The sequence below is a fragment of the Lactococcus lactis genome, assembly GCF_029023865.1.
In the GTDB taxonomy this organism is placed as follows: Bacteria; Bacillota; Bacilli; order Lactobacillales; family Streptococcaceae; genus Lactococcus; species Lactococcus lactis.
This window is the reverse complement of the sequence record NZ_CP118969.1, coordinates 1389295-1415761: the sequence shown is the minus strand read 5'-3', so window position 1 is coordinate 1415761 and position 26467 is coordinate 1389295. Positions and strand designations below refer to the sequence as shown.

The 26467-nt window shown below is 35.1% G+C and carries 20 protein-coding genes; 18 read left to right on the top strand and 2 right to left on the bottom strand.

Annotation, left to right across the window (positions count from 1 at the left end; translation table 11 throughout):
* Positions 1–3: 3 nt before the first annotated feature.
* The 11 genes from PYW37_RS06985 to PYW37_RS06935 all read left to right on the top strand — a co-directional run bounded on the left by PYW37_RS06985 (position 4) and on the right by PYW37_RS06935 (position 16333).
* Complete coding sequence (locus PYW37_RS06985) at positions 4–3093, top strand: HsdR family type I site-specific deoxyribonuclease (protein WP_025016814.1); 3090 nt, start codon at positions 4–6, stop codon at positions 3091–3093.
* A gap of 204 nt (positions 3094–3297) precedes the next feature.
* Positions 3298–5145 carry a sialate O-acetylesterase gene (locus PYW37_RS06980; protein ID WP_044009661.1) on the top strand — a complete coding sequence of 616 codons (1848 nt, stop codon included), beginning with the start codon at positions 3298–3300 and terminating at the stop codon, positions 5143–5145.
* 26 nt (positions 5146–5171) lie between these two features.
* Positions 5172–6479: an ABC transporter substrate-binding protein gene (locus PYW37_RS06975; RefSeq protein ID WP_025016813.1), complete on the top strand. Its 1308-nt coding sequence runs from the start codon at positions 5172–5174 to the stop codon at positions 6477–6479.
* Positions 6480–6546: 67 nt separating this feature from the next.
* A complete protein-coding gene (locus tag PYW37_RS06970; RefSeq protein WP_044009662.1) occupies positions 6547–7491 on the top strand; it encodes a carbohydrate ABC transporter permease in 945 nt (314 codons plus the stop codon).
* 14 nt (positions 7492–7505) lie between these two features.
* Complete coding sequence (locus PYW37_RS06965) at positions 7506–8348, top strand: carbohydrate ABC transporter permease (protein ID WP_032944550.1); 843 nt, start codon at positions 7506–7508, stop codon at positions 8346–8348.
* A gap of 1 nt (position 8349) precedes the next feature.
* On the top strand, positions 8350–9483 hold the full coding sequence (locus PYW37_RS06960; protein ID WP_025016812.1) for a family 8 glycosyl hydrolase: 1134 nt from the start codon (positions 8350–8352) through the stop codon (positions 9481–9483).
* 12 nt (positions 9484–9495) lie between these two features.
* A complete protein-coding gene (locus PYW37_RS06955; RefSeq protein ID WP_025016811.1) occupies positions 9496–10122 on the top strand; it encodes a polysaccharide deacetylase family protein in 627 nt (208 codons plus the stop codon).
* Positions 10123–10150: 28 nt separating this feature from the next.
* Complete coding sequence (locus PYW37_RS06950; RefSeq protein ID WP_023189190.1) at positions 10151–12145, top strand: alpha-glucuronidase; 1995 nt, start codon at positions 10151–10153, stop codon at positions 12143–12145.
* Positions 12146–12348: 203 nt separating this feature from the next.
* Positions 12349–14097, top strand: coding sequence for a metallophosphoesterase (locus PYW37_RS06945; protein ID WP_025016810.1), 1749 nt, complete (start codon positions 12349–12351; stop codon positions 14095–14097).
* Positions 14098–14122: 25 nt separating this feature from the next.
* Positions 14123–14518 carry a hypothetical protein gene (locus tag PYW37_RS06940; RefSeq protein WP_023189192.1) on the top strand — a complete coding sequence of 132 codons (396 nt, stop codon included), beginning with the start codon at positions 14123–14125 and terminating at the stop codon, positions 14516–14518.
* A gap of 240 nt (positions 14519–14758) precedes the next feature.
* Positions 14759–16333, top strand: a complete 1575-nt coding sequence (locus PYW37_RS06935) for a metal ABC transporter solute-binding protein, Zn/Mn family (RefSeq protein WP_025016809.1) — start codon at positions 14759–14761, stop codon at positions 16331–16333.
* A gap of 101 nt (positions 16334–16434) precedes the next feature.
* Here PYW37_RS06935 and PYW37_RS06930 read toward each other — a convergent pair whose 3' ends face one another.
* Positions 16435–17820, bottom strand: coding sequence for a M24 family metallopeptidase (locus PYW37_RS06930; RefSeq protein WP_021722852.1), 1386 nt, complete (start codon positions 17818–17820; stop codon positions 16435–16437).
* Entirely contained in the window at positions 17813–18574 is a 762-nt protein-coding gene (locus PYW37_RS06925) for a DeoR/GlpR family DNA-binding transcription regulator (RefSeq protein ID WP_012897898.1), read from the bottom strand. Before PYW37_RS06925 ends, PYW37_RS06930 begins: the two co-directional genes overlap by 8 nt.
* Positions 18575–18751: 177 nt before the next feature.
* Between PYW37_RS06925 and PYW37_RS06920 the strand changes: the two genes are divergently transcribed.
* The 7 genes from PYW37_RS06920 (at position 18752) to PYW37_RS06890 (ending at position 26387) form a co-directional block, all read left to right on the top strand.
* Positions 18752–19501, top strand: a complete 750-nt coding sequence (locus PYW37_RS06920; protein ID WP_074453812.1) for an alpha/beta hydrolase — start codon at positions 18752–18754, stop codon at positions 19499–19501.
* A gap of 92 nt (positions 19502–19593) precedes the next feature.
* Positions 19594–20139 (top strand): GNAT family N-acetyltransferase, encoded by a 546-nt coding sequence (locus PYW37_RS06915; protein WP_017864553.1) that lies wholly within the window; start codon positions 19594–19596, stop codon positions 20137–20139.
* Positions 20140–20881: 742 nt separating this feature from the next.
* Positions 20882–21985, top strand: a complete 1104-nt coding sequence (locus PYW37_RS06910) for an AAA family ATPase (protein ID WP_044009663.1) — start codon at positions 20882–20884, stop codon at positions 21983–21985.
* A complete protein-coding gene (locus PYW37_RS06905; RefSeq protein ID WP_025016808.1) occupies positions 21975–24308 on the top strand; it encodes a S8 family peptidase in 2334 nt (777 codons plus the stop codon). The genes PYW37_RS06910 and PYW37_RS06905 overlap by 11 nt, the downstream gene beginning before the upstream one ends.
* A gap of 356 nt (positions 24309–24664) precedes the next feature.
* Positions 24665–24919 (top strand): IS66 family insertion sequence element accessory protein TnpB, encoded by a 255-nt coding sequence (gene tnpB / locus PYW37_RS06900; RefSeq protein WP_025016806.1) that lies wholly within the window; start codon positions 24665–24667, stop codon positions 24917–24919.
* A 644-nt stretch (positions 24920–25563) separates the two neighbouring features.
* The gene (locus PYW37_RS06895) at positions 25564–26010 is read left to right on the top strand and encodes a hypothetical protein (protein ID WP_133278195.1); all 447 of its coding nucleotides are present in this window, start codon (positions 25564–25566) and stop codon (positions 26008–26010) included.
* A gap of 2 nt (positions 26011–26012) precedes the next feature.
* Complete coding sequence (locus PYW37_RS06890; protein ID WP_025016804.1) at positions 26013–26387, top strand: hypothetical protein; 375 nt, start codon at positions 26013–26015, stop codon at positions 26385–26387.
* The last annotated feature ends 80 nt before the right edge of the window (positions 26388–26467 follow it).

The window sequence follows — 26467 nt, the reverse complement described above, 5'->3', positions numbered from 1 at the left end:
GCTGTGAGTAATGCACCTAAAGATGCAAGTGAAAAAGCCTATCAAGAGAACTTTGTAGCTGAACTGGCAAAGTTTAAATGGCAAACACCTGACTTTTTGAATGGGAATAAACAAAAAGTTACCGTTCAAAGCCTCATTGATAACTGGCGAAGTGAGCTCAATCGTCTGAATAATGACCAGCTTGAGGGGATTCCCTTGACAGATGGGGAGTTTGCTCAAGTGCTGTCAAAAGTTGGGCAAATTAGCAACTCCTACGAGGCAGCTAAAGTGCTGGCGATGGAGGAAGGAAAAGGTAAGATTGACGGAATTTATCGAGATAGCCATCCGCAAGTCACTCGCAAGCAAATCACGTTAACCATCTTTAAAAAAGCCGAAGTGCGTGGCGGAGAATCAAGCTATCAGGTGGCGAGTGAAGTGGAGACGCCTAATGGCAACCGCTTTGACATTGTGCTTTTAATCAATGGCTTGCCACTGATAAATATCGAGCAAAAGCGGACAGACAAGTCGATTGATGAAGCTTTTGGACAGTTCCAGCGTTATTACCGTGATGGCGAATATTCCAATAACTTCATGGCCTTTTCGCAGATGATGGTGGTTACGACAGAAATCGAAACGCGCTACTTTGCCACACCAAAAACAGTTAGTGACTTCAATCCTGCCTTTGTATTTCACTGGTCAGACAGAGATAATAAGCGCATCAATGACTGGAAAAAGGTAATAGAACACTTTTTGATGATTCCAATGGCACACCAAATGGTGGGCGATTACTTGGTGATTGATGAAGCCAAAGAAGAAGAGAATCGCAGGCATATGCTCATGCGCCCTTATCAGGTTTATGCTCTTCAATCCATAGAAGGGGTAGCCTTTGGTTGGGATAATGATGAAAAGATTCCGTATGGCGGCTTTGTTTGGCACACCACTGGCTCAGGGAAAACAATCACCAGCTTTAAGACAGCTCTATTCCTATCTACAAGAGCGGGTTTTGATAAAGTGATTTTCCTCGTTGACAGAAGAGAGTTAGATAGTCGTACAGGGGAAAATTTCAAAGCATACGCTTCCTATGAACCGATAGATGTCGATGATACCCGCTCAACTTATCAATTGAAGAAGAAACTCGGGAATGTGAAAAATGGCATTGTCGTAACAACTACTTTTAAGCTGAATAATCTGATTGATGATCTGAAAAAGAATCAAGACTATAGTCTTTCAGAGAAACGCTTTGTTTTTATCATCGATGAAGCCCACCGTACAACCATGGGACAAATGATGGGAAATATCAAAGACTATTTCAGAAAAAATGGTTTGTTCTATGGCTTCACAGGGACACCCCTCTTTGATGAAAATAAGGTCAAAGGCAAAATCAATAAAAAGAGTGAACTCATCAATACGACTGAAAAACTATTTGGGCCTGAACTTCATCAATATACGATAGACCAAGCGATTTCTGATGGGAACGTCTTAGGATTCCATGTGGATTACATCAATACGGGTGAATTCAAGAGTTATGAAGATTTGCGTGAAGAATTGCAGGATAAAGCTTTAATAGAAAATCCAGATGTCAATAAAAAAGAGCTTGAACGTAAATATGCAGTGATGTCCGAGCTAGAAGTGGAAAAAGAAGCAGCTAAGCAGGAAGTCTTGATCTATCAAGATGAAACGCATATTCCACGTGTAGTGACAGAGATTTTGGAGAATTGGGAAAGTCAATCCCAAAATCGAGAATTTAATGCCATTTTAACGGTTGCTCGTAAAAAGCGTGTCATTGCCTATTATAAAGAATTTAAAAAACAATTGATTGAGCGTGATGAAAGTCTTAATATTGCCATGACTTTCAGCTTTGGCAACGAAAATGATCCAGAAAATCCAGCACCGAAAGAAGCGGCGATGATGTTTAAGGATTATAGCCAATATACGGGTATTGAATATATAGCTGGTGACAAGAAACATGGAGAAGATGCCTACTTTGAAGATGTAGTTGAGCGTGCAACACGTGGCGGGAGCGGACGAAATCCTAAGAATATTGACCTCGTAATTGTAGCAGACCAGCTTTTAACGGGCTATGACTCTAAACGCTTGAATACATTATATGTAGATCGTCCTTTGATGCTGCAAGGACTGATTCAAGCTTACTCGAGAACGAACCGAGTATTTGGAGCAACTAAGGAATTCGGAACGATTATTAACTTCCAGTATCCAAGGATCACCGAAGAGATTGTAAATGATGCCCTAAAACTTTATGGCAGTGGCGGAAAAAGCAGTCGGGTAATCGTTGACCATTATGAGATTGCAGTGAGTAAGTTGAAGAACTTGCTCGGTGAGTTGGTATTGACCTTGTCAAAACCATCGGAGTGGACTGAAATAAAAGATGATGACGATAAGAAAGAAGAGTTTAAGATCGCCTTCTTTGCAGCAAGCGACCAGATGAATTTAGTGCAACAATATTATGAATATCGGTGGAATGATGAAACTTTTGGCATGACTGAGCATACTTGGCTTCAGTATATCGGTTCCTATAAGAACCTTTTTCCTAGACCAGAAGGACCAGGATCCGGACCTCAGCCCATAAAACAACTTCAAGGTAAGACAAAGCTGACCAATACTCAAGTGATTGATGCGGCTCATATCTTAAGTTTAATCGGTGCAAGAGTAGGTTCTACAGATGGAATTCAGACAGTTGATGAGGAAACAAAACGGATTATTTATGAGCAGATTCAAGAACTTAGTAACATGGGGGAGGCAGTAACTGCTGATTTACTCCGTGAGTTTGTAGAAGATGAGCTCTTTAAAGGACATCTATCTTCAAGAATCAACTTTGATGAGGCGTTCGATAACTGGAAAAAAGAGAAACTCCAAGTAGAGATAGAAAAATTCGCAGATTATTGGGGAATTCTGGATATGGTCACTCTTAATAGGTCTGTTAATTTGTATTCAGATAGTCAGCCTGAAATCATTCCTTACATTGAAGAAATAAATAATAGCGTCAATCATGAAATTGCTCTAAATAAAGAGAATAAAGGTCGCCTAAAACACATTATTGAGTTAGGGAAAGCCCTCCCTAACTGGATGCATGAAATAAAAAGTCGATTATCATAAAAAGAATAAATACGAAAAAGGACAGGAGAAATAATTCTTTTGTCCTTTTTTTATTTTTCATGTTCCTTTTACTAAAAACCCCAAACACAACATCTCCCAGTTCACATCGTAAGAAAAATCAGAAAAACAAACTGTGAAAGCGCTATATTTATTTTTAGATAAAAACTTGTATATAAGTTTTGTAATAAACGAAAGAGATAAACCATGAAATCATCTATCTTTATTCCATATCTTCTAAGAGATGGTGCAATCATACAAAGAAACCAAAAGAATCATTTTTGGGGTTATGCGATTTCAGGACAAGAAGTCACTTTGTCGTATGAAGAGATAATTTTAAAAACTAAATCTGATGAAAAAGGTTATTTCGATATTATTCTTCCAGCACACGAAGTAAGTGAGAGCATTGACTTTAAAATCTCAACAGCTGATGCAAAAATTGTTCTTAAAGATATTTGTTTTGGCGATGTTTTCCTGCTTGGAGGTCAATCCAATATGCAACTTTGGATGAAACGTCTCAAAACACGCTATCCTGATGAGATAGAACAAGCCAGAAATCCTTTGCTTCGTTATTTTGAGGTGCCACAAGAGCCTTCTTTCAATAACATTAAAACAGAATTAACATCAGGACAATGGAAAAGAGCAATTGTCGAAGAATTAAAGAATTTGTCAGGGATAGGTTATTTTTTTGCTAAAGAAAAATTTTCAGAAGATGGCATACCAATAGGCTTGATTACAACAGCAGTTGGTGGGACACCGCTTAACGCTTGGTTGAGTAAAGAGTCTTTAACCAAATTTAATTCTCTTCCACCAGCCTATAATGCTTTAAAAAATAAAGAATATCTAAAAGAAATTCAAAATCTTGATAAGATCTATCAAGACAATTATCAAAAACTTTGCGAAGAAACAGATGAAGGTTTACATAAATCTTGGCAAGTCCCTAACTTAGTTGATATGAACTGGTCTGAGATTTCATTAAGTGATACTTGGAATGAAAAATATACTTTTCCAGGTACACTTTGGTTAAGAAAAAGACTTCAAATTCCAGATAGATTTATTGGAAAGGAGGGGGAGTTGCGCTTTGGAACAATGACCGATGCTGATGTTATCTATGTCAATGGAAAGAAAATAGGCAATACTGACTACAAGTATCCACCTAGAAATTACAAAATATCTAAGTTAAGAAAAAGTTTTACGATTGCAATTCGCCTTAAAATTTATAATGCTCCTGGTGGAATAACTCATAGTAAGCCTCATATTCTCTTAGTTGGAGAGAATCGTTTAGATTTAAATCATGGCTGGAAAATTAGGCGAAGCAGTACATTGCCCGAACGTCATAAAGCATACTTTATTAATTATGAACCAACTGGTTTATACAATGGTATGATAGCAACTTTGCAAAAGTTAAAGTTTGCAGCTATTATCTGGTATCAGGGTGAAAGTGATGCAGGTAGTCCGAAAAATTATGGCCCACGTTTTCGCGAATTAATCGAAAGTTGGCGAAAACTTTTTAAGCAACCAAATTTACCTTTTCTTTATGTCCAATTACCAAATTGTGATACTGAAAAAGATGCAGATTGGGCAAGACTTCGTGAAGAACAAAAAGAGGGGTTAAAAATATCACGAACAGCCATGGTCGTGACAATCGGAGATGGAGAAGATGATGACCTCCACCCTTTAAATAAAAAAGATGTCGCTCATAAACTATTAAACGCTTATCACAATGTTAAATTATTCCCAAATGGTTATTGTATAGGTCCTCTTGCTAAAGAGGCTATACAGGCCAAAAAGAATGTTATTATCCTTTCATTTGATACTTTCGGGAAAAGGTTTAGCGTTGAGAAAAATAAAAATTTTGAACTTTATCAAGGAGGACATAGTTATAAAGTAAAAACTTACCGTCAAGTTGGGGAGCAAATCATTTTGGAGCTCCCTGCTGACCTATCACTTCAACCCGATACGAAAATCAGTTACAACTGGAGCAATGCTCCGCAAGCATTTATTTGGAATGAAGAGGGATATCCAGCCTCCCCCTTTGAATTAAATATTCAATAAAAAACTCATAATAGGAGAAAAACAAAATGAATCTCGCAAAAAATTGGAAAAAGATTTGCCTTGGCTCTGTTGCTTTACTTGCAACGGTAACCTTAGTTGCTTGTGGCTCAAGTACGAGTAGTTCAAAAAAATCTGCCAGTAATGCTGGTTTGAACAAAAAACAAACTATTACATTATGGTCATTTACTACGATGCAACCACAGATTGATGAATTAAAAAAGGAAAAACCAAACCTTACCATCAAACAAGTTGTTGTTCCCTATGCTAACTTTCAAACAAAACTAGACTCTGTTTTGGGAACAGATAAAGCGCCAGATATGGTGGCGTTAGATGCAGGTTTTGTTGAAAAATATGTTCAATCAGGTAAATTAACAAATCTTGGAGATTACGGAGTTGCTTCAGCCGCCAAGGGGAATTACCAATATACGCTTGATATGGGGAAAGATAGCAAAGGAAAACAAGTAGCAGTTTCTTACCAAGCAGCTCCGGGGGCTTACTACTATAATACTAATGTTTTCCAAAAATATTTAGGTATTGCTCCAAATGACGTAGCTTCTGCTCAGAAAGCTTTGTCTAGTTGGGATGCAATTAAGAAGACTGGCGAAACAATCAAAGAAAAATCTGGTGGACAAGCTTATCTTTTTAGCTCACTTGAAGAAATTTATAATCCAGTTATTGGTGCAAGAAAAGATGGTTGGGTGATTGATAATAAACTTAAAATTGATAGTTCAATGACTGATTCATTAGATTTGATGAAAGAAGCTGTTTCAGAAGGTTGGTGTCAAAATACAACACCTCAAACTCCTGACTGGTATGGTGGAATTTCATCTAACAAGATTGGGGCTTATGCAATGCCATCTTGGGGGCTCTTTTATTGGTTGAAAAACTATGCTAAAGATACAGCTGGAGCATGGCGCGTGACAGAAGGGCCGGTGTCTTATTCATGGGGTGGAACTTGGCTTGCAGGAGTTCAAGGTTCTAAAAATGCTGATGCAGCTTCAGCACTCGCTGTTTATATGGGAACAAACAAAGAATTCCAAACATGGGATGTCAAAACACAAAATGACTTTGGCTCAGTGAAAGCAATTAATAAAGAACAAGGTAAAGATGCCAAGGTCAGTTTGATTGGTGGACAAAATCCTTATCCTGTTTGGTCAAAAGTTGCAGATACCATTAATGGTAAAAATCAAACACAATATGACCAAAGTATCCAATCAATTTGGATTAATGACGTTGTTAACCCTTATGCTACAGGAAAAGTCACTAAATCTAAAGCACTCGATACATTCAAGTCAGATGTTAAGTCTGCTTATCCTAATATTGAAGTGAAATAAGTACATTTAGAAAACATAAGAGAAGCAAGGACTATGTTTGCTTCTCTTTTTATAGTAAGGAGATAAAATGGAAAACACTAAAAAAAGTGTTCGAAAGAAAAAATCAAATTTTGAGAAATATAATCGTTTTGGTTATTATTTCTTAATTCCATTTTTTGTGGGATTTTTACTTTTTACACTTTATCCAATGATTTATTCAATTGCGATTAGTTTTACCAGTATGAATGGTTGGCAATCTTTTTCAGATGCAACTAATGTTGGCTTACAGAACTTTATAACATTACTGACAAGCACTCCACTTTTTATGAAAGCATTGGGTAACTCAGTAATGCTTTGGATTTTTACTTTTATTCCACAAGTGCTTTTAGCTTTAATTTTAGCAGCTTGGTGGACGAATAGAAAACTAAATTTAAAAGGAAGTGGCTTTTTTAAAACAGTATTTTATTTACCAAACATGATAATGGCAGCTTCTATTGCAGCCTTATTTGGTGGGATATTTGGCTATCCAACAGGTCTTGCAAATCTACTCTTACAAAATCTGCATCTCATTAATCATCCTTTTAATTTCTTTCAATCGGTTTGGGGGACAAGAGGGATTGTAATCTTCATTCAATTTTGGATATGGTATGGTCAAACCTCGATTGTTTATATTGCAGGGATTACATCAATAGATGAGGGACTCTTTGAAGCAGCTCGAATTGATGGAGCTAGTGATGGTCAAATATTTAGACGAATTACTTTGCCTTTACTGAGACCCATTGTACTTTATACCTTTGTTACTAGCTTTATTGGTGGTTTGCAGGTCTTTGATATTCCTTTTATTATGACCCAAGGTGGCCCACAAAATGGAGTTTATACTCTGTCCATCTTTATTTATAATCAAGCCTTTGCTTATCGTAATTATGGCTTAGCTTCAGCAGCCTCTGTACTTTTATTGATTATTTCCGCTGTTGTTTCTATTCTTATGTTCCGTGGATTTAGAGAAAGAGTAAATATTGGAGGTGAAGAATAATGGAACCTAAAAGTATGAGTAAGCAATTAAGAGTACGTCGAACATTGATTTACATCTTTTTTGGAATACTGACTTTATTAAGTTTAATTCCATTTATTTATATGTTAGTGAATTCCACGCGCTCTCTAGTTCAAATTACCTCAGGTGTATCGCTTTTACCTGGAAGTTCTTTGGCTCATAATTTACAAATATTAAAAGGTTATGGGATGAATATGTGGCAAGGAATGGGAAATTCAGCTTTTATTTCCATTACGTCCACAGCTATTTCTATTTATTTTTCAGCTTTATCAGCTTATGCACTAACGGCTTATGATTTTAAAGGAAAGAAAATAATCTATGGTTTTATAATTGCTTTGATTATGATACCGGGGCAAGTTTCAATGATTGGTTTTTATAAATTCATGATTCAGTTAAATTTACTTGATAATTATATTCCATTAATTTTACCTGCAATATGTGCGCCAGCATCCATCTTTTTCCTTTGTGAATATATGAGTACTGTTTATAACAAAGACTATGCTGATTCAGCCAGATTAGATGGTGCCAGCGAGTTGAAAATTTTCCATAGAATTATGCTTCCAATGATGAAACCGGGTTTAGCAACAATGGGTATTTTTGGCTTTATTTTCTCTTGGAATAACTTTATGATGCCATTAATTTTGATTACTAATCAAAAACTATATACTTTACCTATGCAAATACAGGTATTAACCGCAAATGGTGGTGGCGGTCATGTCGTAGAATGGGGAGCGGTATATGTCGGCGTTTCGATTGCAATTGCGCCTACTATTCTCGCTTACTTACTTCTTTCACGCTTTATTATAGCTGGTGGAAATGCAGGAGGTGTTAAGGGGTAACATGGAAAACTTATTACTAAAAGTTGCACCAAAAGAAGAAATTGACAAGAAACTAGAGCATGTCTTTGAAACGCTCTTTGGACAAGATTCTCCTGAACGTATTTATTTTGAAGAAGGGGATATGACATATATTGTTGATACGGGCAATGATGATGTCAGAACCGAAGGGATGTCTTATGGGATGATGATTGCTTTGCAGTTGGACAAACCAAAAATATTTTCTCAGTTATGGAAGTGGGTGAAAACCTATATGACAGTACCTAAAGGTCATGAAAACGAGGGATATTTTATCTGGTCTTGTTCACCTAATGGTCAAGCTAATAGTGACGGTCCGGCTCCAGATGGGGAAGAATATTTTGCGGCAGCATTATTACTGGCTGAAAAGAGATGGAAAATCAAAGAATATGGGGATGAAGCGAGAGCTTTACTTCATGCGATGGTTCATAAAGGGGAAAATCAAGATGGCTATCCTATGTTTGAACCAGAAAATACTTATATTAAGTTTGTGGCTCATCTTCATATGACTGACCCTTCTTATCATTTACCACATTTCTATCAACTTTATGCCAAATATGGCAATCCAGAAGATTCGGCCTTCTTTCTAAGAGCTGAAGAGGAAGCTCGTAAGTTTTGGCTCAAATCAGCAAATACTAAGACTGGATTGACACCAGAATATGCGGATTATGAAGGACAACCTTATGATATTGATGGGCATTGGACCTTCTATAGTGATGCTTATCGGACGGTTGCCAATATTGGCTTGGATTGGCTTTGGGAGCACGAAGAGATTGGACAAAGTCAGATTGCCGTAAATATCCAAAAATTCTTTGAGCCTTATCTTGAAAATGATGAAGAAATTCATGTTTTTAAAATTGATGGTCAGCCTTTAAGGAAAGAAGAACAGACCGCGGAAGGCTTTCCACCGCTAAAAGTTCATCATCCGATTGGTCTTTGGTCAACTTTAGCTCAAGCCTCACTTGTCACCAATGATTTTGATTCCGCTTTAGCTTTGAAATATCTCAAATACTTCTGGAATTTGAAAGTTAGAAGAGGGAAGTATCGTTATTATGATAATCTGCTTTACTTTTTTGCTCTTCTTGCTTTATCTGGATATTATCAAAAAGAATGGTCATGAAAGGAGAAAAGAGTGACAAAAGAAATTGCCTTAACTTTTGATGATGGACCTTGGGGAGCAAGGACGCTCTGGGTGCATGACGAACTCATAAAGCGACAGATTCCAGCAACTTTCATGATCTGGGGTGAGCATATGGTAGATTATCCTGAAATTATGAAAGCAGCGGTAGAAAATGATCTTTTTACTTTTGGAAATCACACATATAGTCATCCTCATTTGACTGATTTATCGGAAGAAGAAGTTTTGTCTGAGATAAAAAGGACAGATGACCTCTTTTACCGACTGACAGGTATGACTTTTGATTTTGTTCGTCCACCATTTGGGGATTGTGATGCTCATACTTTATCTCTCATTAATCGTCCGTTAATCTGTTGGTCTTTGGATACAATGAGTTGGAATCATGGTGATCCGGCTAAATGTTTTGAAGCTATCCATAATGCTAAAGATGGCGATATTGTCTTGATGCATGATTTTCAAGAAGCTGATGTTTTTGCTTTGTCCTCTATTTTAGATTATCTACAAGAAGAAGAGTTTACTTTTAAATCGATTCCTGAACTTTTAGGGGCTCAACTTAATGATGAAGCTTATATCTATTACTCAAGGGATAAGCGAGCAAAAGTCGGTTTTAATGGTAGTTGACCATAAGTTTAAATAAGAAAGGGAGAAAATGACGATTGATGAAATGTGGCTGAAGTCTTCAGTCTTGAAAGAACGACTGGCCGAGGAGATTTTTTATGTTGATGTGACAGTTGAAGATAAAATCACGCTTCGTTTGCGCTCAGAAATCAGTGAATGGTTAGGTTGTCAACTGACAGGAGAAAAGTCAGAAGCAACAGTGGTCTTGTCAGTAAAAAGTGATCTGGATGATAATTTAGAAGCTTATGAAATCAGAGAAAATGAGATTATTGGTGCTTCGTCAGTTGGTTTGCTTTATGGATTTTATGCTTATTTGCGTATAAAACTAACAGGGGCCAAATTATCTGAAAAATCAGCACCTAATCAAGCTTTGCGGATGATAAATCACTGGGACCAAGTGGATGGTACTATTGAGCGTGGTTATGCTGGTGAGTCTATTTTCTTTGGTCGCTTCGGTTCAAATGATAACACAGACACAGGATCCTTTGCTGTCAAAGACATTGGAACAGATATTTTTCGTAATGATTTCACGCGCTTAGAAATGTACGCTCGCTTTCTTGCTTCCATTGGAATTAACGCAATTTCACTAAATAATGTGAATGTTAGAGCTTTGGGAACAAACCTGATTATCTCGCCTTACATTGAAAAAGTAGGTGAGATTGCTAGTCTTTTTGCGACTTTTGGTCTCAAGACCTTCTTAGCCATTAATTGGGCAGCACCAAAATTAATTGGTGGAGTAGAAACGTCAGATCCCTTGGATGAAAAAGTGTCTTCATGGTGGCAACAAACTATTGACCATATCTATAATGTCATTCCTGATTTTGGTGGTTTTGTTGTTAAAGCAGACTCTGAGGGTGAACCTGGTCCTTATCAATATGGTCGAAATCATGCGGACGGAGCCAATATGCTTGCTAAGCTTTTTGAAAAATATGGAGGACTTGTTATTTGGCGAACTTTTGTATATAATTCGCAAACGGACTGGCGGAATCGTAAGAATGATCGAGCTAAGGCAGCTTATGAAAACTTTATGCCCCTTGATGGTGATTTTGCAAACAATGTGATTTTACAAATTAAATTTGGCCCTATTGATTTTGGAGTGAGAGAACCTTTGATGCCCTTGTTTGGGGCACTTAAAAAGACTAATCAATTAATGGAATTTCAAATCACGGCCGAGTATTTAGGACATCAAATTGACTTGAACTATGTTCTTCCTCAATGGTTGGAAATGATTCATTTTGATAACTATGGTCAGCCAAAGGACACAATCAGAGTAAACTCTCCTATAGCGACAAACTCAGGTTTTGTTGCCATTGGTAACGTGGGAATGGATGAAAATTGGTGCGGAAACAAGCTAGCCCAAGCAAATTTTTATGGTTTTGGTCGAATGGGTTGGGCCAATGATTTAACAGCAGCTAAGATTTTGCAAGAATGGATTGCGTTGACTTTTCCAGAGGTAAAAGAAGAGGTAGGAAAAGAGATTTTTGAGCTCATGATTGATTCTAATCAAACATATGAACTCTACAATGCACCACTTGGTGTGGGTTCAATGATGGTTCCTCATTATCACTATGGCCCTTCCATCAATGGTTATGAATATGATCGTTGGGGAGCCTATCATTTTGCTGACCGCAATGGTCTTGGAATAGATCGAACAAGTGCGACAGGAACTGGCTATGCTAGTCTTTATGACTCAGAAGTAGCCAAAATTTTTGAGGATAAAAGTAAAACTCCAGATGAAATTCTACTTTTTTTCCATTATGTCGAATATGGGCAACTTTTAAAAAGTGGAAAAACATTGATTCAGACCATTTATGACCAGCATTTTGAAGGCTTTGAGCGAGTAGAGTCTTATCTTAAAAGTTGGCAGACATTGATTGGAGAAATTGATGAGCTAACATTTAAGAATGTGCTCGAACGCTTGAAGCTACAATTAGAAAATGCCAGAAATTGGCGAGATCAAGTTAATACTTATTTTTATCGAATGTCGGGTATCCCAGATGAAAAAGGTCGGGAGATTTATCGATGATTTTAGAAAAATAGCTAGTATGATATACTAGCTATTTTTTAGTTTATACGATTGATTTTACAAGCATATTTAAATAGTTTATCTGATATAATGGATTTAGATAAAAACAGGACATAATCTTTAATTAAATCTAATAAAATTTTACTGATGTTAAAGAGTTAAATTTATTAAGGTTAGTTAAAAAATAGAAGGGTTTAGATGACTTGAAGGCTAAAAATGAAATTTCTAAAGAGCGAAAAAAAACCGTAGAAACTGCGATAGAAATTATAAAAAATAATCTTGAAATCAGTCAAAATTTATTAGAAGGTCGATTTGAACTTTATCCAGAAAATCGTCGTCGTTCAGTCAATAAAGTTATTTATCAGAGCCAGTATTTTCAATTAGTTTATAATTTAAATCACAAATCATTAGCAATTGAGAGAAAGGGGGATTTAATCTACTCTGCCATTCCTTATGATACAGGAAGAAATTATATACAGAAAGCCTCTATTGAAGCAATCTTGCATCCGAATGAAACAAGAAAATATATTGAAAGTCATGAAAATAATCTAAAAAAATATTTGGCTTTATCTATTTTTCAATTAACAGGACAAAGAGTTGCACTTGATTCCAATGAAGTAAAGCAGGCTTATCAACAAATTTTTATGGACCCTTTGTTTGAAATGCAAGTCTTTGGAAGGATGATGCAACATGATGAAACGGGCCCTCTTTCTGCTAATCTGGCTGGAAAATTTTTACACAGTGAAAATAGAAAAACTGGAATTTCGCCTTATTTAGCCGAATACTTGAAATTTGTTGTTGAAGTGACGCAGAATTTACCGATTTCAACGGATGGTAAAAATGTTCATTTGCTTGATTCTGCCCATGAACAACCAAAAGAAAATGTTTATCTTGACCAAAGCAAGAATTTAGCACTTTCATGTCAGTCAGATTTGAAAGTTGGTTTAGAAAATCTTCCTGCCCCACTTAAAGTAGAAATTGAAAACATTCAAATTGCTGAACCTATTAAAGAAGTGGTGACCAAACCACTACTGAAATCAAATGTGGGTAATCAATTGAGGAATTTACGGAAAAATTATGTTGCACATAGTCAAAATCCTAAAGACCTTGAGCAGTACTTTGAAAATGTTCATTCTACTGAAAATAATAATAAAATTAATGTTATTTCAGATATTGATAGTCAGGATGGAAAACTTCCTTTCTCTAATCCTAACTTCAATATTTTAGTAGGAAATATCTCTGATTCTGTAGTTTCAGATTCAAAAATACAAGGTATTTATGTTATTGGAAATCATGAGTTATCAGAAATTCTTTCAGACCAAAAAGTTTTTTCTAAAAGTCAATGGGATGATTTTAGAGAAAAAGAATGGTTTAAGGATTTAGTTTTAAACCCAGATCAGGCATGGCCAAAATTACCAATAGGGGATAATTCCTTTTACGAACTCATAAAAGAGGAGTTAGCGCAAAATTATCCCAAAATGAAGATATTAAATAATGAATCGGTGATTTATGAGGGAGTGCGTTATATTGGCTTAACCATACCAGTGGCTCTTGTAAAGCGAAAGAAAGAACTGCAAAATTTTATTGCTATTGAACTGAAAAGACTTCTTGCTCAAGATAAACAAATTCCAACAGTAGTTGTTTCTCACGCGCCATTATTTAATGAATTAAGTATGCTTTCACCAAAGAGCAGCTCCTATAACAAATCTTATAAATGTGCTCATAGGGGGATATTAAGTTTATTCGAAGATTTTAATATTATTGGAGCAATTCATGGCCACCATCACATTCCAGCCTTATCAGGTCAATCAAAAATGGTCAAATTTTCTAACAAAAATATCTTTGTAGTCTGTTCCATTTATTCAAAAATTAATACAGGATTTGAGCTTGCAAAATTGTTACCTGATACGAATATGGAGAAACCTTTAGGACTTAAGGAAGATAAAAATTAATAAAATATTTATAGGAGAAGGATGAATGAAAAAATTTTTTATTGGTATACTTTCACTACTCATACTTTTTACAGTTACGGCTTGCAGTAAGACCAATAGTTCATCAAAAGATAGTAGTCAAAGTTCGACAAAATTGATAAGAGAGTCTTCAAAAGAAAGTCAAACAAAACAAGTTAGTTCAACAAAACTTAGTAGCAGTAGTAGGCAACAAAGCTCAGAAAATATATACTATATTCAATTAAAAAAAGCGTGGCAAGATGAATTAGATTACGTTAATTCGATAAGTGGTCCTCATATCAAACAGGCAGTTCAATCACCTGAATCTGCCGCAATCTTTAAATCTAATGAATTAGTCAATCAACATCCTGAAGACACCTCTGTAATCAATGAAAATTTGAAAAAGGTGCTTTCAGGTCAATGAGGAAATTAAATGAATAATCTAAAAAGTCTTTGTAATTAAGTCTTTTTTTAGTAAACAGAAATTACTTAACCGGTTGACAAATTACAAAACTTTAGATATACTTAACTGGTTAACTATATAAGGAGGTGTCTTTTGAAAAGTGAAATTTAATAGAAATTAAATATTTTTTTGACTATAAAGTTAACCGGTTAATCAACTACTAACTGGTTTGGTATTTATCTCTGGAGTAAATGAGTAAAGATGATTATTTTTAGGAGGATTTTAAGAGTGAACTTAATCAAGTATAAGAAAAAACGGATTATTAGTGTATGTTTAGGATTAGTGGCTTTAATATTTTTAGCTGCTTGTCAGAATACAAATTCAAAAGAAAATGAAAAAAATGTCAGTTCAAAACTATCAGTTGTTACCACTTTTTATCCCGTTTATGAATTCACAAAGAATGTTGTGGGTGAGGCTGGAGAAGTATCACTATTAGTACCAGCAGGTACAGAGCCTCATGATTATGAGCCTTCAGCAAAAGATATGTTGAAAATTAATCAATCAGATCTTTTTGTTTATCATAATGATAATATGGAAACTTGGGTAAGAAAGTTGAAAAATACTTTGGGAGAAAAATCGCCCAAGATTATCGAAGGAACAAGAGAAATTGTTTTACTTCCAGGTTCTGATGATGAGCATGAGCACTCAGAAAATGAAAGTGATCACCATCATGAGTATGACCCACATACTTGGCTTTCACCAAAGATGGCGATTAAAGAAGTAAAGACAATTGAAGCTCAATTAAAGAAACTCTATCCTAAACAAGCTAATCTTTTCAGTGAAAATGCTGAAAAATATATTAAAAAATTAAGTAAACTTGATCAAAAATACAGCGAAGAACTAAAAGATGCTAAGCAGAAAAATTTTGTGACTCAACATGCGGCTTTCCGCTATTTAGCATTGGACTATGGTCTTAATCAAGTGTCTATTGCAGGTTTAAATCCTGACAAAGAGCCTTCGGCTAAAAGATTGGGGGAATTAAAAAAATATGTTGAAGCTAATAGTATTCAGTATATTTATTTTGAAAAAAATGCTAATGATAAATTTGCCAAAACACTCGCCAAAGAAGCAAAAGTAAACGTTGAGGTGCTTAATCCATTAGAAAGTTTGACGAAGAAAGAACTTTCAGAAGGCGGGAATTATATCAAAGTTATGGAACAAAATTTAATAGCACTTAAGAAAACAACAGAAACTGAAGGAAAAGACATTCAAGCAGAAGAGAAAAGTAAAGAAGTAAAAACGGTTGCCAATGGTTATTTTTCTGATGCTGATGTGAAAAACCGTTCCTTAAGTGATTATAGTGGAAATTGGCAATCAGTCTATCCTCTCTTGGAAAAAGGAGCATTAGACCAAGTGTTTGAGCTTAAATCAAAAATTAATAAGGAAATGTCAGCTGCTGACTATAAGGATTATTACACAAAGGGTTATAAAACGGATGTTGACCAAATTTTAATAGATGATAAAACGATGAGTTTCATTAAAAATGGAGTAAAAGAGAGCTATACATATCAATATAAAGGTTTCAAAATTCTAAACTATAGTAAAGGAAACCGTGGGGTTCGGTATTTATTTGAATCAAGTGATCCCAAAGCTGGTGAATTTAAATATGTTCAATTTAGTGATCATAATATTAGTCCTGTAAAGACAAGTCATTTTCATATTTTCCATGGTGGAGAGAGCCAAGAAAAAGTTTTGGCTGAATTAGAAAATTGGCCAACTTATTATCCGAAAAAGTTGACGGGCTTTGAGATTGCTCAAGAAATGATTGCACATTAGTAGTAGTAGTTATTTGTCTACGTAAATATTCAAACATATTAAAAAAAAGAAAGAAGAATTCTGCCGGATAGAATTCTTCTTCTTTTTTATAAGTATTAACTTTATTTGACTTTCAAGGCTTTCGACTTTTCTAAGAGGAAAGGTCTTAGGTATCCCACTGTATTTGATAAAGGAAGCACATCTGGACTTAAATTGATGTTTAATTCATTTATGAGGTAGTTTCTTCGTGTTATAATTCTTTGCCATAGTTCGGGATATTCATTTTTAAGTTCATTTTTAAGTGACTGATCAGCAACAGCTACGCATTCTTCAGCACTTACGCCTGCTAAACCTTCTACAGATGGAATAATATCAATTTGAAAAATCATTCCACTAGCAATTTTCACTTTTGAATTTTTATAGAAAGGAGAGGCCATCCATTCTTCATCAGCGACATAGTGCCCTGGATTTAAATGCCAATTATACTTTGCTTTTGGCAAATTTTCATCAATCATTTTATAGAAATCATTTCCTAACATTCCGATGGAAATATTTTCTAGCCAAGAAACGACTCCTTTATAATAAGGAATGACAAGATCAGTAATATAATGTTTTTGATTATCTGGCAATTCTTTTTCTTCATTGATTAAAAAACCAGTTCGACTAGACAAGCCTCCTTTGAAACCTGTTGTCATTGAAATTGGTTCTCCAAAGTCTATTTCTTTATAAGTGGGATAGAAGTTGGCCTTTTTAAATCTTTCTCCAGAAGCTGCAATTGTAATTACAGAATGGGCTTGTCCTTCATCAGACAGTATTGCGCCAATTTCACTTTCTTTCATTCCTATTTTAAGCTGATTCATGGCATTTAGAATGCAACGAGAGGCAAGATTTGCTCCATATTCATAATGCGCGAGTTCGTTTGCATTGTTTATCGTCCGAATTCCTTTTGGACCAATGAGGAGTTGAGCAGCGTTAGTTAAAATTGTATCTGTTGAGAGTGAATTCTTTACTGCGTCTACGATAAAGTAGGGAAGATCAAATAATTCTGAAGGCTCTTCATTTTGTGTTGTAAACATCTTCCAGCCAATCAAGCCAATTTTTTTGTTTTTATAAAGTTCTAACTCCTTAAAAATCTGAGTTAGACTTTTTTCGTTATCCATGGGTTGATTTGGCAAAGAAAATTGAGGGTAATGAATAAGGTTAGCTTCAATTCTTGAGTGTTTAGACATTTTTAAATTCTCATTACCCAAAACAAGCGTGGCTTTATCATTTTTATCAATAATGAGTAATCCTTCCTCAAAACGTGGAATAAATCCAGTAAAGTATTCAAAATTGCTGCCATGTTCTTTGTCTGCATAGATAATTAATGCATCGTATTGTTCTTTAGCCATTATTGATAAAAGCTTTTCTTTTCGGTCCTTTAATGTTTTGTCCGTTAGTGTAACCGGTGGAACATTATTAAAGAGCTTTGGTTCGTTTATTTTTTCGTAAACAATTTCTTTATTCATTTATAGTCACCACTTTCACATTATTATCATTTAAATTATTCATCAATTCACCTTCAATTTTTTCATCGGTGATGAGATAGTCTATTTCTTTTAAATCACAAATTTTAAAGAAGCCTTCTTTATTAAGTTTGGTATGATCTGCTAAGGCTATGACTTGCTTTCCTTGTTGAATCATTTTTCTTTTGACGAGGCCTTCCTCTTCAGTATGAATAAATAAACCATTATTAGAAAGAGCGAAAACGCCTAAAATTGTAAAATCAACTTGATATTGAGAGAGTTTTTCAACGGTTTCCGCGCCGTACAAGAATAGTTGATTCTTGTTTAATTTTCCGGGAAGAAGTTGTACAGTTGCCTTCTCATACTTCGAAAGTAATATTGCATTGGTGAGGGAGTTTGTGATGGTTGAGATAGAGAAGTTATCAAGTTGTTTTATAGCAGCTTCGACGGTTGTTGATGAATCAAAAATAAGAGTGCTATGATCTTTTATGAGATTTTTTATTTTACTTGCTATTTTTTTCTTTAAACTGCTGGAAATATTTGAGCGTTCTTCATAATTCAAAATCTCAGCCTCTTTGCCGATTGGAATTGCTCCACCGTGAACTCGATGCAATTTTTTTCTGGATTCTAACTTTATTAAATCTCTCCTAATTGTATCTTTTGAAACTTCAAGTTTTTGAGCTAGAAAATCAATTGTGGCACTGCCTTCTTTATCAATGATTTGGCTAATTTGGGATAGTCTTTCTTCTAATAACATTCTCTCTCCTTTTTAACTATCATAACACAGCACACGAAAATAAGCAATAAGTTGCGATTGTTTAATTAAAAATATGCTAAAAATGCAAATTAATGCAAAATGTTTATTTATCCTATTATTATAAATATATAATCGTTTTAGTTTTTGTTGTCATGTTATAATAATTATGATATCAATATGGAGAATGAAGTAAGAATGAAAAAAAGTAAGTTAAAGAAAATTTTAGGCTTTTCGGGAGTGGTAATACTGATAATTGCTACGTTTATATTTTTTTACCTTAAGACGAATAGCTATCATCCCACTTCTGAAGCTTTAAAAATTTCACAAAAAGCTGAAGTTCAGAATGATACCCTTATATTTAAAGGAAGTCCTAAAAAAACAAGCATTATCTTTTATCAGGGGGCTCTAGTAGATAATAAGAGTTATAGTATTTGGGCAAATAAACTTGCTAAAGCAGGATATACGGTTTATCTAATAAAAGAACCTTTAAATTTAGCAGTGTTTAATCCAGATAAAGCTTCCTCAATTATTAAAACGAATAAAATCAATAATTATGTGGTCGGTGGCCATTCATTAGGTGGGGTAATTGCAAGTCGGTTTGCAGAAAAAAGAATATCTGATTCATCATTAAAAGGAGTTTTCTTTTTAGCTAGTTATCCTGATAAAAAAGGAAGTCTAACTAATTTTAATGGAGGAATATTATCTATAGTTGGTTCTCAAGATGGGGTCCTAAACTGGTCATCATATCAAAAGGCGAAACAATATCTTCCACAACAAACGAAGTATATTACTATAGAAGGTGGAAACCATAGTGGATTTGGGAGCTATGGTTTTCAAAAAGGAGATAAAAAGGCGTCAATTTCTAATCTTCAACAGCAAGAAGCAATATTTCAAACATTAAAGAATTGGCTTATAAGACTAGATTAGATATTTTATACTAATAGTAAAAGGACTTCATTATGACCTCTAAATCTTTTTTGATATAATCGATATATTACCCTTAAAGTAGAGGAGAAATAATGAATTTAGAAATAAAAAATGTATCTAAAACTTTACCGGAATATCGTCAAGTCATAGATTTAGTTAAAAATTCTTTTCCTAAAGAAGAACAATATCCAATTTGGTTGCTAAAACTTTGGGCCTTGAAGAAAAATGTACATTTCTGGGCTTACTATCAAAATGATGAATTTTGTGGTGTTTCTTACCTTGTGAGTCATGAAGAGATGACTTTTGTTTTATATTTAGCAGTTAATAATCAGGTTCAGTCTAAAGGTTATGGTTCAGCGATTTTAGAAACTTTAAAAGAAAAATTTTCAGATAAAAATATTACTTTGAACATTGAGAGACTTGATCCGAGTGCAGATAATTATGAACAGAGAGTAAAACGTCTAAAATTCTATAAAAAGAATGGTTTTTATGATACAGACTACACAATTACTGATCGGGGAGAAACTTTCTTAACTTTGACAACATCCCCCTCTTTCTCTGTAGAGGTTTTTAAAAAGGTCTTAAGAGAATTAACTTTGGGTCTTGATTTATTAAAAATCGGAAAATCTGAATCCTGAAAATTGAGGATTACAAAAAAAGTTGAAAAATGCTAAAATGGATAAGGTAATCTTTGTCCATTTTTTATATTCTTTTGGGTTTAAAAGAGGGCAAAAATTAGAATTCAAATTTGTATTCTTTTAGTAGAATAAAAACTCAGCTAAGTCTTGATTCTTATCTGAATGTGAAATTATAAATATGTAAAAGCTGTAGAGATTACAGTTGATTTGAGGAGTATTAATATGGTGATACAATGGTTGAATAACATAACTTCTGATTCCTTTAAAAATAGTTTATGAAAATAGATAAAATTTAGAAAAAAACTAGCCTTAAGCCCTTGTATATCAAGGGCTTTTATGTTTCTTTATAATATATACATCTTATAAAATAATTTTCAAGACTCTGCGTAAATTTATTTGATTTGAGCAATAATAAGCCATAAAATTCATTTTTTGCCCCCAAATTTGCCCCCATTTTTGGACGATCAAAAAAGCTAAAAAGGCAACAAATAGCTCAACCATGGGCACAAAATATATCAAAATTTGAACGCAGGAAAGGACCTTTTCATATCGCGCTCTTTAGTTAAATTAAATGCTATTAGGAATGGCGGATATTTCTACTATTTTTTATTAGAAATAAAGAATAAAACAAAATATATTTTTTTACGTAAATCTAGTTCCTGTTATCGAAATAATGGTTTTTGTTCACGAAAACTGGATTATTGTTCCTAAATATGATATATTTATATACGGAGGTGATAGTGTGCATACAGAAATTTTAAAGATAATTGAGGGAAGTGTCACGAATGACCGTCAAAAATCTCTCAACTACGCAAAGAAGCTGGCAGATTTGTATTCTGAAAATGGAGAAAATAAAATTGCTGAGAAAATAAGAAAGATTATTCAAGAAAAAGATACAAATTTAGCCACACTGGATAGTATGATTGCAAGACCATTTGATAAAGAAACAAAGATGGAAATGGTTGATATTTCTCTTCCAACAGAAAATAATGAGGTACTTATTTTCAATGAAATTATTGAAAATGAAATTGCAGATTTCATATTAAGTTATACAAAGAGAGATAATTTGATGTCAAAGGGAATTGAAACAAGTAACCATCTTCTTGTATATGGCCCACCTGGTACTGGAAAAACCTCCTTGGCAAAATATGTTAGCCTACAAACAGGACTCCCATTAGTGACTGCTAGATTAGATGGATTAGTGTCTTCATTTCTAGGGAGTACGGCAAAAAATATCAGGAAAATTTTTGATTATGCCTCAAAAGAACCGTGTATTCTATTTCTAGATGAATTTGATGTCCTTGCTAAGATTCGAGATGATAAAAATGAATTAGGAGAATTAAAACGTGTAGTGAATAGTTTGTTACAAAATATTGATAATTTTAGTGAAGATAGTATTTTAATTGCAGCAACTAATCATGCTCAATTGTTAGACGAAGCAGTTTGGAGACGATTTACGAAAGTTCTAAAATTAGATTTACCAAATGAAAAATTGCGTAGGGAATTGATTCTTGAATTTTCAGCTTTAATGGAAAACAATTACCAAAATGATTCAAAAAAGATAAAAGTATTAAGCAATGCAATGGAAAAATTTTCTCCAGCCGATATAAAGAGTGTCATTTATTCAGGAGCAAAGAAATCAATTCTGAACAATAGTGAACAAATGAACTATGGCCAAATTATATATGAGATTTTTTTAAAAAAATTTTCTGATGAAGGAAGTATTGAAAAGGCAGTAGAATTTTTAATTGCTTATAAAGTGCCACAGCGAGAAGTTGGAGAAGTATTAAATATTTCAATTCGGCAAGTGCGTAATATCTTAGAGGAGAGAAAAAATGGTAGATAAAAATCCAATATTGAATTTCAATCCTAGGGAGTTTGATTCTGGGAAAACACCAGGGGGTGGAAATACAGATAAGCCAAGTTGGACGCTAAAAGAACAAGAGTTAGCTATGCGAGCTGAACGTTTAAGTTCTGAAATAGATGGATTAAACGTATCATGGGATGACAATGAAAAGTATGGTTTTTCCAAGTTGATAGATATTGAGTTTATTGAAAAAGCCAAGGCAAAAAGTCATCAAAAGAAAATCCTTGATTTGTTTTCTGGGAGCGGTGGCGTTAGACAAGTTGGCATGTCTTCAGAATTCACTATGACTCTGAAAATCAAAAATGCAGATGATTTTCGAATAATCAAAGAAAAGTTGTCTGATCCCGAAAGAAACGATGTTTCGATTTCGGCAATCCAACAAATTCAATCTTTTGAGCCTATTTTCAATACTTCTGGGAAATCAGCTATTTATAAGGTCTCACTTATAGATTATTTGATAGAAAATGAAAATAAAGGCGCATATTGCTTGATAGAGAAACGGCTAACTGAACATAAAATAGATTTTTCTGCTTTAAGATATGGAAATAAACCTGTTATTGAAATCAGAGAAGATAATTTAGATAAATTGACTTTTATAAAACAGTTGCCAATCAAATCATTAGAGCCAATGGAGGAAACACCTCCCTTTCGATTTCAGTCTATAAAAGGAATGCCTGATGTACCACTTCTTGAATTTGATCCAACCAAAAGATACCCATTAATAGGCTTGATGGATTCAGGAGTTACACAAAATAAATATACAAAAGGATGGGTTACTCGGGGAAATGGTTGTCAATATGAAGAGAACAATTTAGATACAACACATGGAACTTATATTTCCACTTTGTTGATTCATGGTGATAGGTTAAATAATTATTCTGATTCTGAGAGTGTTGGATGCATAATTATTGAAGTACCAATAGTTCCTAAAAAAGCGATTACTGAAGTGGAACTTGTGGGGAATATTGAAAGGGCAGTCCAGCAAAACCCAGAAATTGATATCTGGAACTTATCTGTGAGTCTTAGTGGAGAGATTTCCGAAAATAGATTCTCGGATTTTTCGATTGAATTAGATAGAATTCAAGCAGAGAATAATGTGCTGTTTTTCAAATCGGCTGGGAACGATGATTCTTTTTATCGTGGTGGGCAAGCTGGAAAATTGAGCATAGGAGCAGAAACAATTCATGGTGTGACTGTGGGGGCGATGAATAGAGCTTCAGACAATTTTGGTTTTACAAAAGCTGAATATCCTGCGCCTTATTCGAGACGAGGGAGAGGTCCTGCCTCAATCATTAAACCTGATTTGTCTTTTTATGGCGGAGATGTATTTGCAACGAAAAAGAATCCAACTCAGTATGTGGATTTTGCAACAATTGGCGAGATGGGATTCGGTGCAAATGAAGAAGAAATTTATCAGGTTGGAACTAGCTTTTCAACACCAAAAGTAGCAAAAATAGCAGCTGAGATTGCAGATTATTTAGAAATGGAAGACTTTAATCCTTTATTAATTAAAGCATTATTGATCCATTCAGCTTCTTATAGTAACAACTTACTCATTTCTGAGGAAGATAAAATAGAAAAGTTGGGTTTTGGGAAACCTAAGCCAGTCTCCAATATTGTCTTTTCAAGTTTAGGTTCTTCAACCTTATTACTTAAAGGAGAACTCGAAAAAGGAAAGAATATTGATATACTTAATTTTCCGTTTCCTAAAACAATGGTAGAAAATGGGAAATTTAAAGGACGTTTAACTGCGACATTGGTTTATAACCCGTATCTTGAAGGTGAGCTTGGATCGGAGTATTGTCAATCTAATTTACAATTCAAATTAGGTACGTATGACAATATTGTCCCTGTTGAAGGTAGATTTGCTGTTTTTAATCCTTATAAACGCGAAGGATCAAAGAATATATTTTTGAATAGTATTTATTCAAAAAAGAAAATTAACCAAAATACTCAATTTGGTACGGAGAGACTACAAATTAAATATGGAGACAAGTACTATCCAGTTAAAAAATATACTTATGATTTGAAAGAATTGTCTCCAACAAACGAAAAGTACATCACGGAAGACAAGAAATGGTATTTATTCTTAGAGGGACAATATAGAAATTTTGTTCAAGATAAATACGATGGACTTGAAAAAGGGTTAGCTATGGAGTATTGTTTGCTAATCAGTATTACAGATCCAGAAGAAGATGTTGATGTCTATACAGGTATAGTCCAAAGCTTAGAAGAGAATAATTTTGTTTATAATGAGGTGCAAGTCGGAGCAAATATTCAGGTTGAACATGATATTGATTGACAGCATAGCAAATGGTGTAAATATTGTCCTGAACAAATCTACTTTATTTGAAGTACATGTTTATTTTCAAGCAGAGGCTTTGTCAGATTTGACAAGATCATAAACGAGTAATAAACAGGTATCTCCCCAACTCCTCCGTCCCATGCTAAACTAAAGGCAAGGAAACGGAGGAGTTTTTATGTCATCACTTAATGAAATTGTCCCCATCACATTGGAGTCACCGGCACCTCCCAAAGCACCAGCACCGTCCAGTCAGTACTTCCCCATTTGTAAGATTGAACGCAAGAACTTGAAAATTGAATTTTACCCTGACTGTAACGAGAACGTCCTCAAAGTCATTCTCAGGGAGGTGCTCCATGTTTGATTGGACAAGCGCTGAACACCTCTACTTGGTTTGTGGGAAGACAGGCTTAAGAAAAGGCATTGATGGCCTCGCCACAGTGATTCTGGAGCAGTTTGACCTCAATCCCTATGAGGATGGCCTCTTTCTCTTTTGTGGCAATCGCAAAGACCGCTTTAAGGCACTCTATTGGGAGGGCGACGGCTTTCTCCTGCTCTATAAACGCTTTGAAAATGGAAGACTCAATGTCCCAAGCATCAAGACAAAGTAAAATTACCTAGTTCCCAACAAATGCGTTGGCTTTTGGAGGGACTTTCCATTGAGCAAAAACGTAAAATCGAGGGCAGTCTACCTGGTCAAATTCATTAAATAAAAAGCACCGTGAAAGCCTATGAACACTGGACTTTTGGTGTTTTTTTGATATAAAGAAAGAGAAAAATTTACAAATCGCTCAACCATGGGCATAAAAGAGCTCAAAATTTGAACGCAACTCAAAAATTCACAAAAAAATTCACAAAACGGCGTATTGAACAGCGCAGAATTTTTTGAGACAAGCCCCTAGTGTTTAAACAACGGAAAAAGTCTTCTCTAAGCCAATCGAAAAATTGGTGGAGAAGACTTTTTAACATCCCCTTATTCAGATGAAATTTTAACTCATAACTCTTGACGTAGAAAACTAAAAGATGTATAATAGATCAAAAGTAAAAATCGAAAGGAGTCGCGCTAATGGAATCCGCCCTCGTCTATACCCTCTTTGCCATTCTCTTCCGCCTCATTTTCTTAGCCCTCAAACTGGCAGTTGGTCTTGTCAAAGGAATCTTTAAAGTCCTCTGGTTCATTCTCAAACACCTTGGAATGGGAATCAGTCACCTTGGCACCAAGCCTGCCTAATGAAAAATGAAAGGACATCAAAAAATGATTATTACAACGCTCGACGCACTGCGAGTCATTCAAAACAATACTCAAGCTACCTTTACCTTTCCGCTCTATGATGTTTTATCGGGAAACACTAAAATAGCTCCTAAAATCCCGACACTTGCGGCAGGGAGTGAGACCTTTTGGCTCATGGATCAAGGTGTCGCAGTCCCAAAAAGTCACTACGACCTTGTAGGTTTTATGCGCGACCTCTGGGACGATGTAGCGGCCATAAAAATGAATGGCAAAGCCATCGCCCAACGTGCCGCTTATGGAAGTCCAATGTTAGCACTGGATGAAACACTCTTTAAGCCAGACGCTTATGACGCGCTCATTGAAGCTGACATCGTAGGAGAAAAAACAGGACGTGAAATCGTGGTGGGGGATTTGACAGAAGAAGCGGCGGCGTCTCTCATGCGAGGTTTTATCCGCTCGCAGGAGAAATAGTCATGGCCAGACCCAATCAATACCATACGGTGGTTGAGCCAAAACTAGAAGACATTCGAGCGCTTCGCAAACAAGGACAGTCGCTTGAAAAAATCGCACAAAAGTTAGACCTGAAATTGGGACACTTGACCTATTATCGTAAGAGTTACCCAGACTTAGACGAGGCACTTAATACCCCGTCCGAAAAACCACCTAAGCACTCTGCCGAATTCAATCGTCTAAAAAACTACAATTCCTTACGAAGTTTCATTCGTACCCAGTCCACCCCAGAAGAACGGCAGGAATACTTCCGCCTCATCTTAGAAAAGGCAGACCATGCTGAAGTCAAACGTTATCAAGCCATGATTTCAAACTTTAACAAACAGCACAACTCCTAAAATTGAGAGATAGAAGAAGCGAGGTTAACAACCCCGCTTTTTGTGTCCCTCAAGGCACACGTCCGAGGCGACGTTAAACC

What these genes read in the sequence shown, in the direction of transcription:
- PYW37_RS06980 (WP_044009661.1), top strand. Translation starts at nt 3,298, where the DNA reads ATGAAATCATCTATCTTTATTCCATATCTTCTAAGAGATGGTGCAATC.
- PYW37_RS06975 (WP_025016813.1), top strand. Translation starts at nt 5,172, where the DNA reads ATGAATCTCGCAAAAAATTGGAAAAAGATTTGCCTTGGCTCTGTTGCT.
- PYW37_RS06970 (WP_044009662.1), top strand. Translation starts at nt 6,547, where the DNA reads ATGGAAAACACTAAAAAAAGTGTTCGAAAGAAAAAATCAAATTTTGAG.
- PYW37_RS06965 (WP_032944550.1), top strand. Translation starts at nt 7,506, where the DNA reads ATGAGTAAGCAATTAAGAGTACGTCGAACATTGATTTACATCTTTTTT.
- PYW37_RS06960 (WP_025016812.1), top strand. Translation starts at nt 8,350, where the DNA reads ATGGAAAACTTATTACTAAAAGTTGCACCAAAAGAAGAAATTGACAAG.
- PYW37_RS06950 (WP_023189190.1), top strand. Translation starts at nt 10,151, where the DNA reads ATGACGATTGATGAAATGTGGCTGAAGTCTTCAGTCTTGAAAGAACGA.
- PYW37_RS06940 (WP_023189192.1), top strand. Translation starts at nt 14,123, where the DNA reads ATGAAAAAATTTTTTATTGGTATACTTTCACTACTCATACTTTTTACA.
- PYW37_RS06935 (WP_025016809.1), top strand. Translation starts at nt 14,759, where the DNA reads ATGATTATTTTTAGGAGGATTTTAAGAGTGAACTTAATCAAGTATAAG.
- PYW37_RS06930 (WP_021722852.1), bottom strand. Translation starts at nt 17,820, where the DNA reads ATGAATAAAGAAATTGTTTACGAAAAAATAAACGAACCAAAGCTCTTT.
- PYW37_RS06925 (WP_012897898.1), bottom strand. Translation starts at nt 18,574, where the DNA reads ATGTTATTAGAAGAAAGACTATCCCAAATTAGCCAAATCATTGATAAA.
- PYW37_RS06920 (WP_074453812.1), top strand. Translation starts at nt 18,752, where the DNA reads ATGGAGAATGAAGTAAGAATGAAAAAAAGTAAGTTAAAGAAAATTTTA.
- PYW37_RS06915 (WP_017864553.1), top strand. Translation starts at nt 19,594, where the DNA reads ATGAATTTAGAAATAAAAAATGTATCTAAAACTTTACCGGAATATCGT.
- PYW37_RS06905 (WP_025016808.1), top strand. Translation starts at nt 21,975, where the DNA reads ATGGTAGATAAAAATCCAATATTGAATTTCAATCCTAGGGAGTTTGAT.
- tnpB (WP_025016806.1), top strand. Translation starts at nt 24,665, where the DNA reads ATGTTTGATTGGACAAGCGCTGAACACCTCTACTTGGTTTGTGGGAAG.
- PYW37_RS06895 (WP_133278195.1), top strand. Translation starts at nt 25,564, where the DNA reads ATGATTATTACAACGCTCGACGCACTGCGAGTCATTCAAAACAATACT.
- PYW37_RS06890 (WP_025016804.1), top strand. Translation starts at nt 26,013, where the DNA reads ATGGCCAGACCCAATCAATACCATACGGTGGTTGAGCCAAAACTAGAA.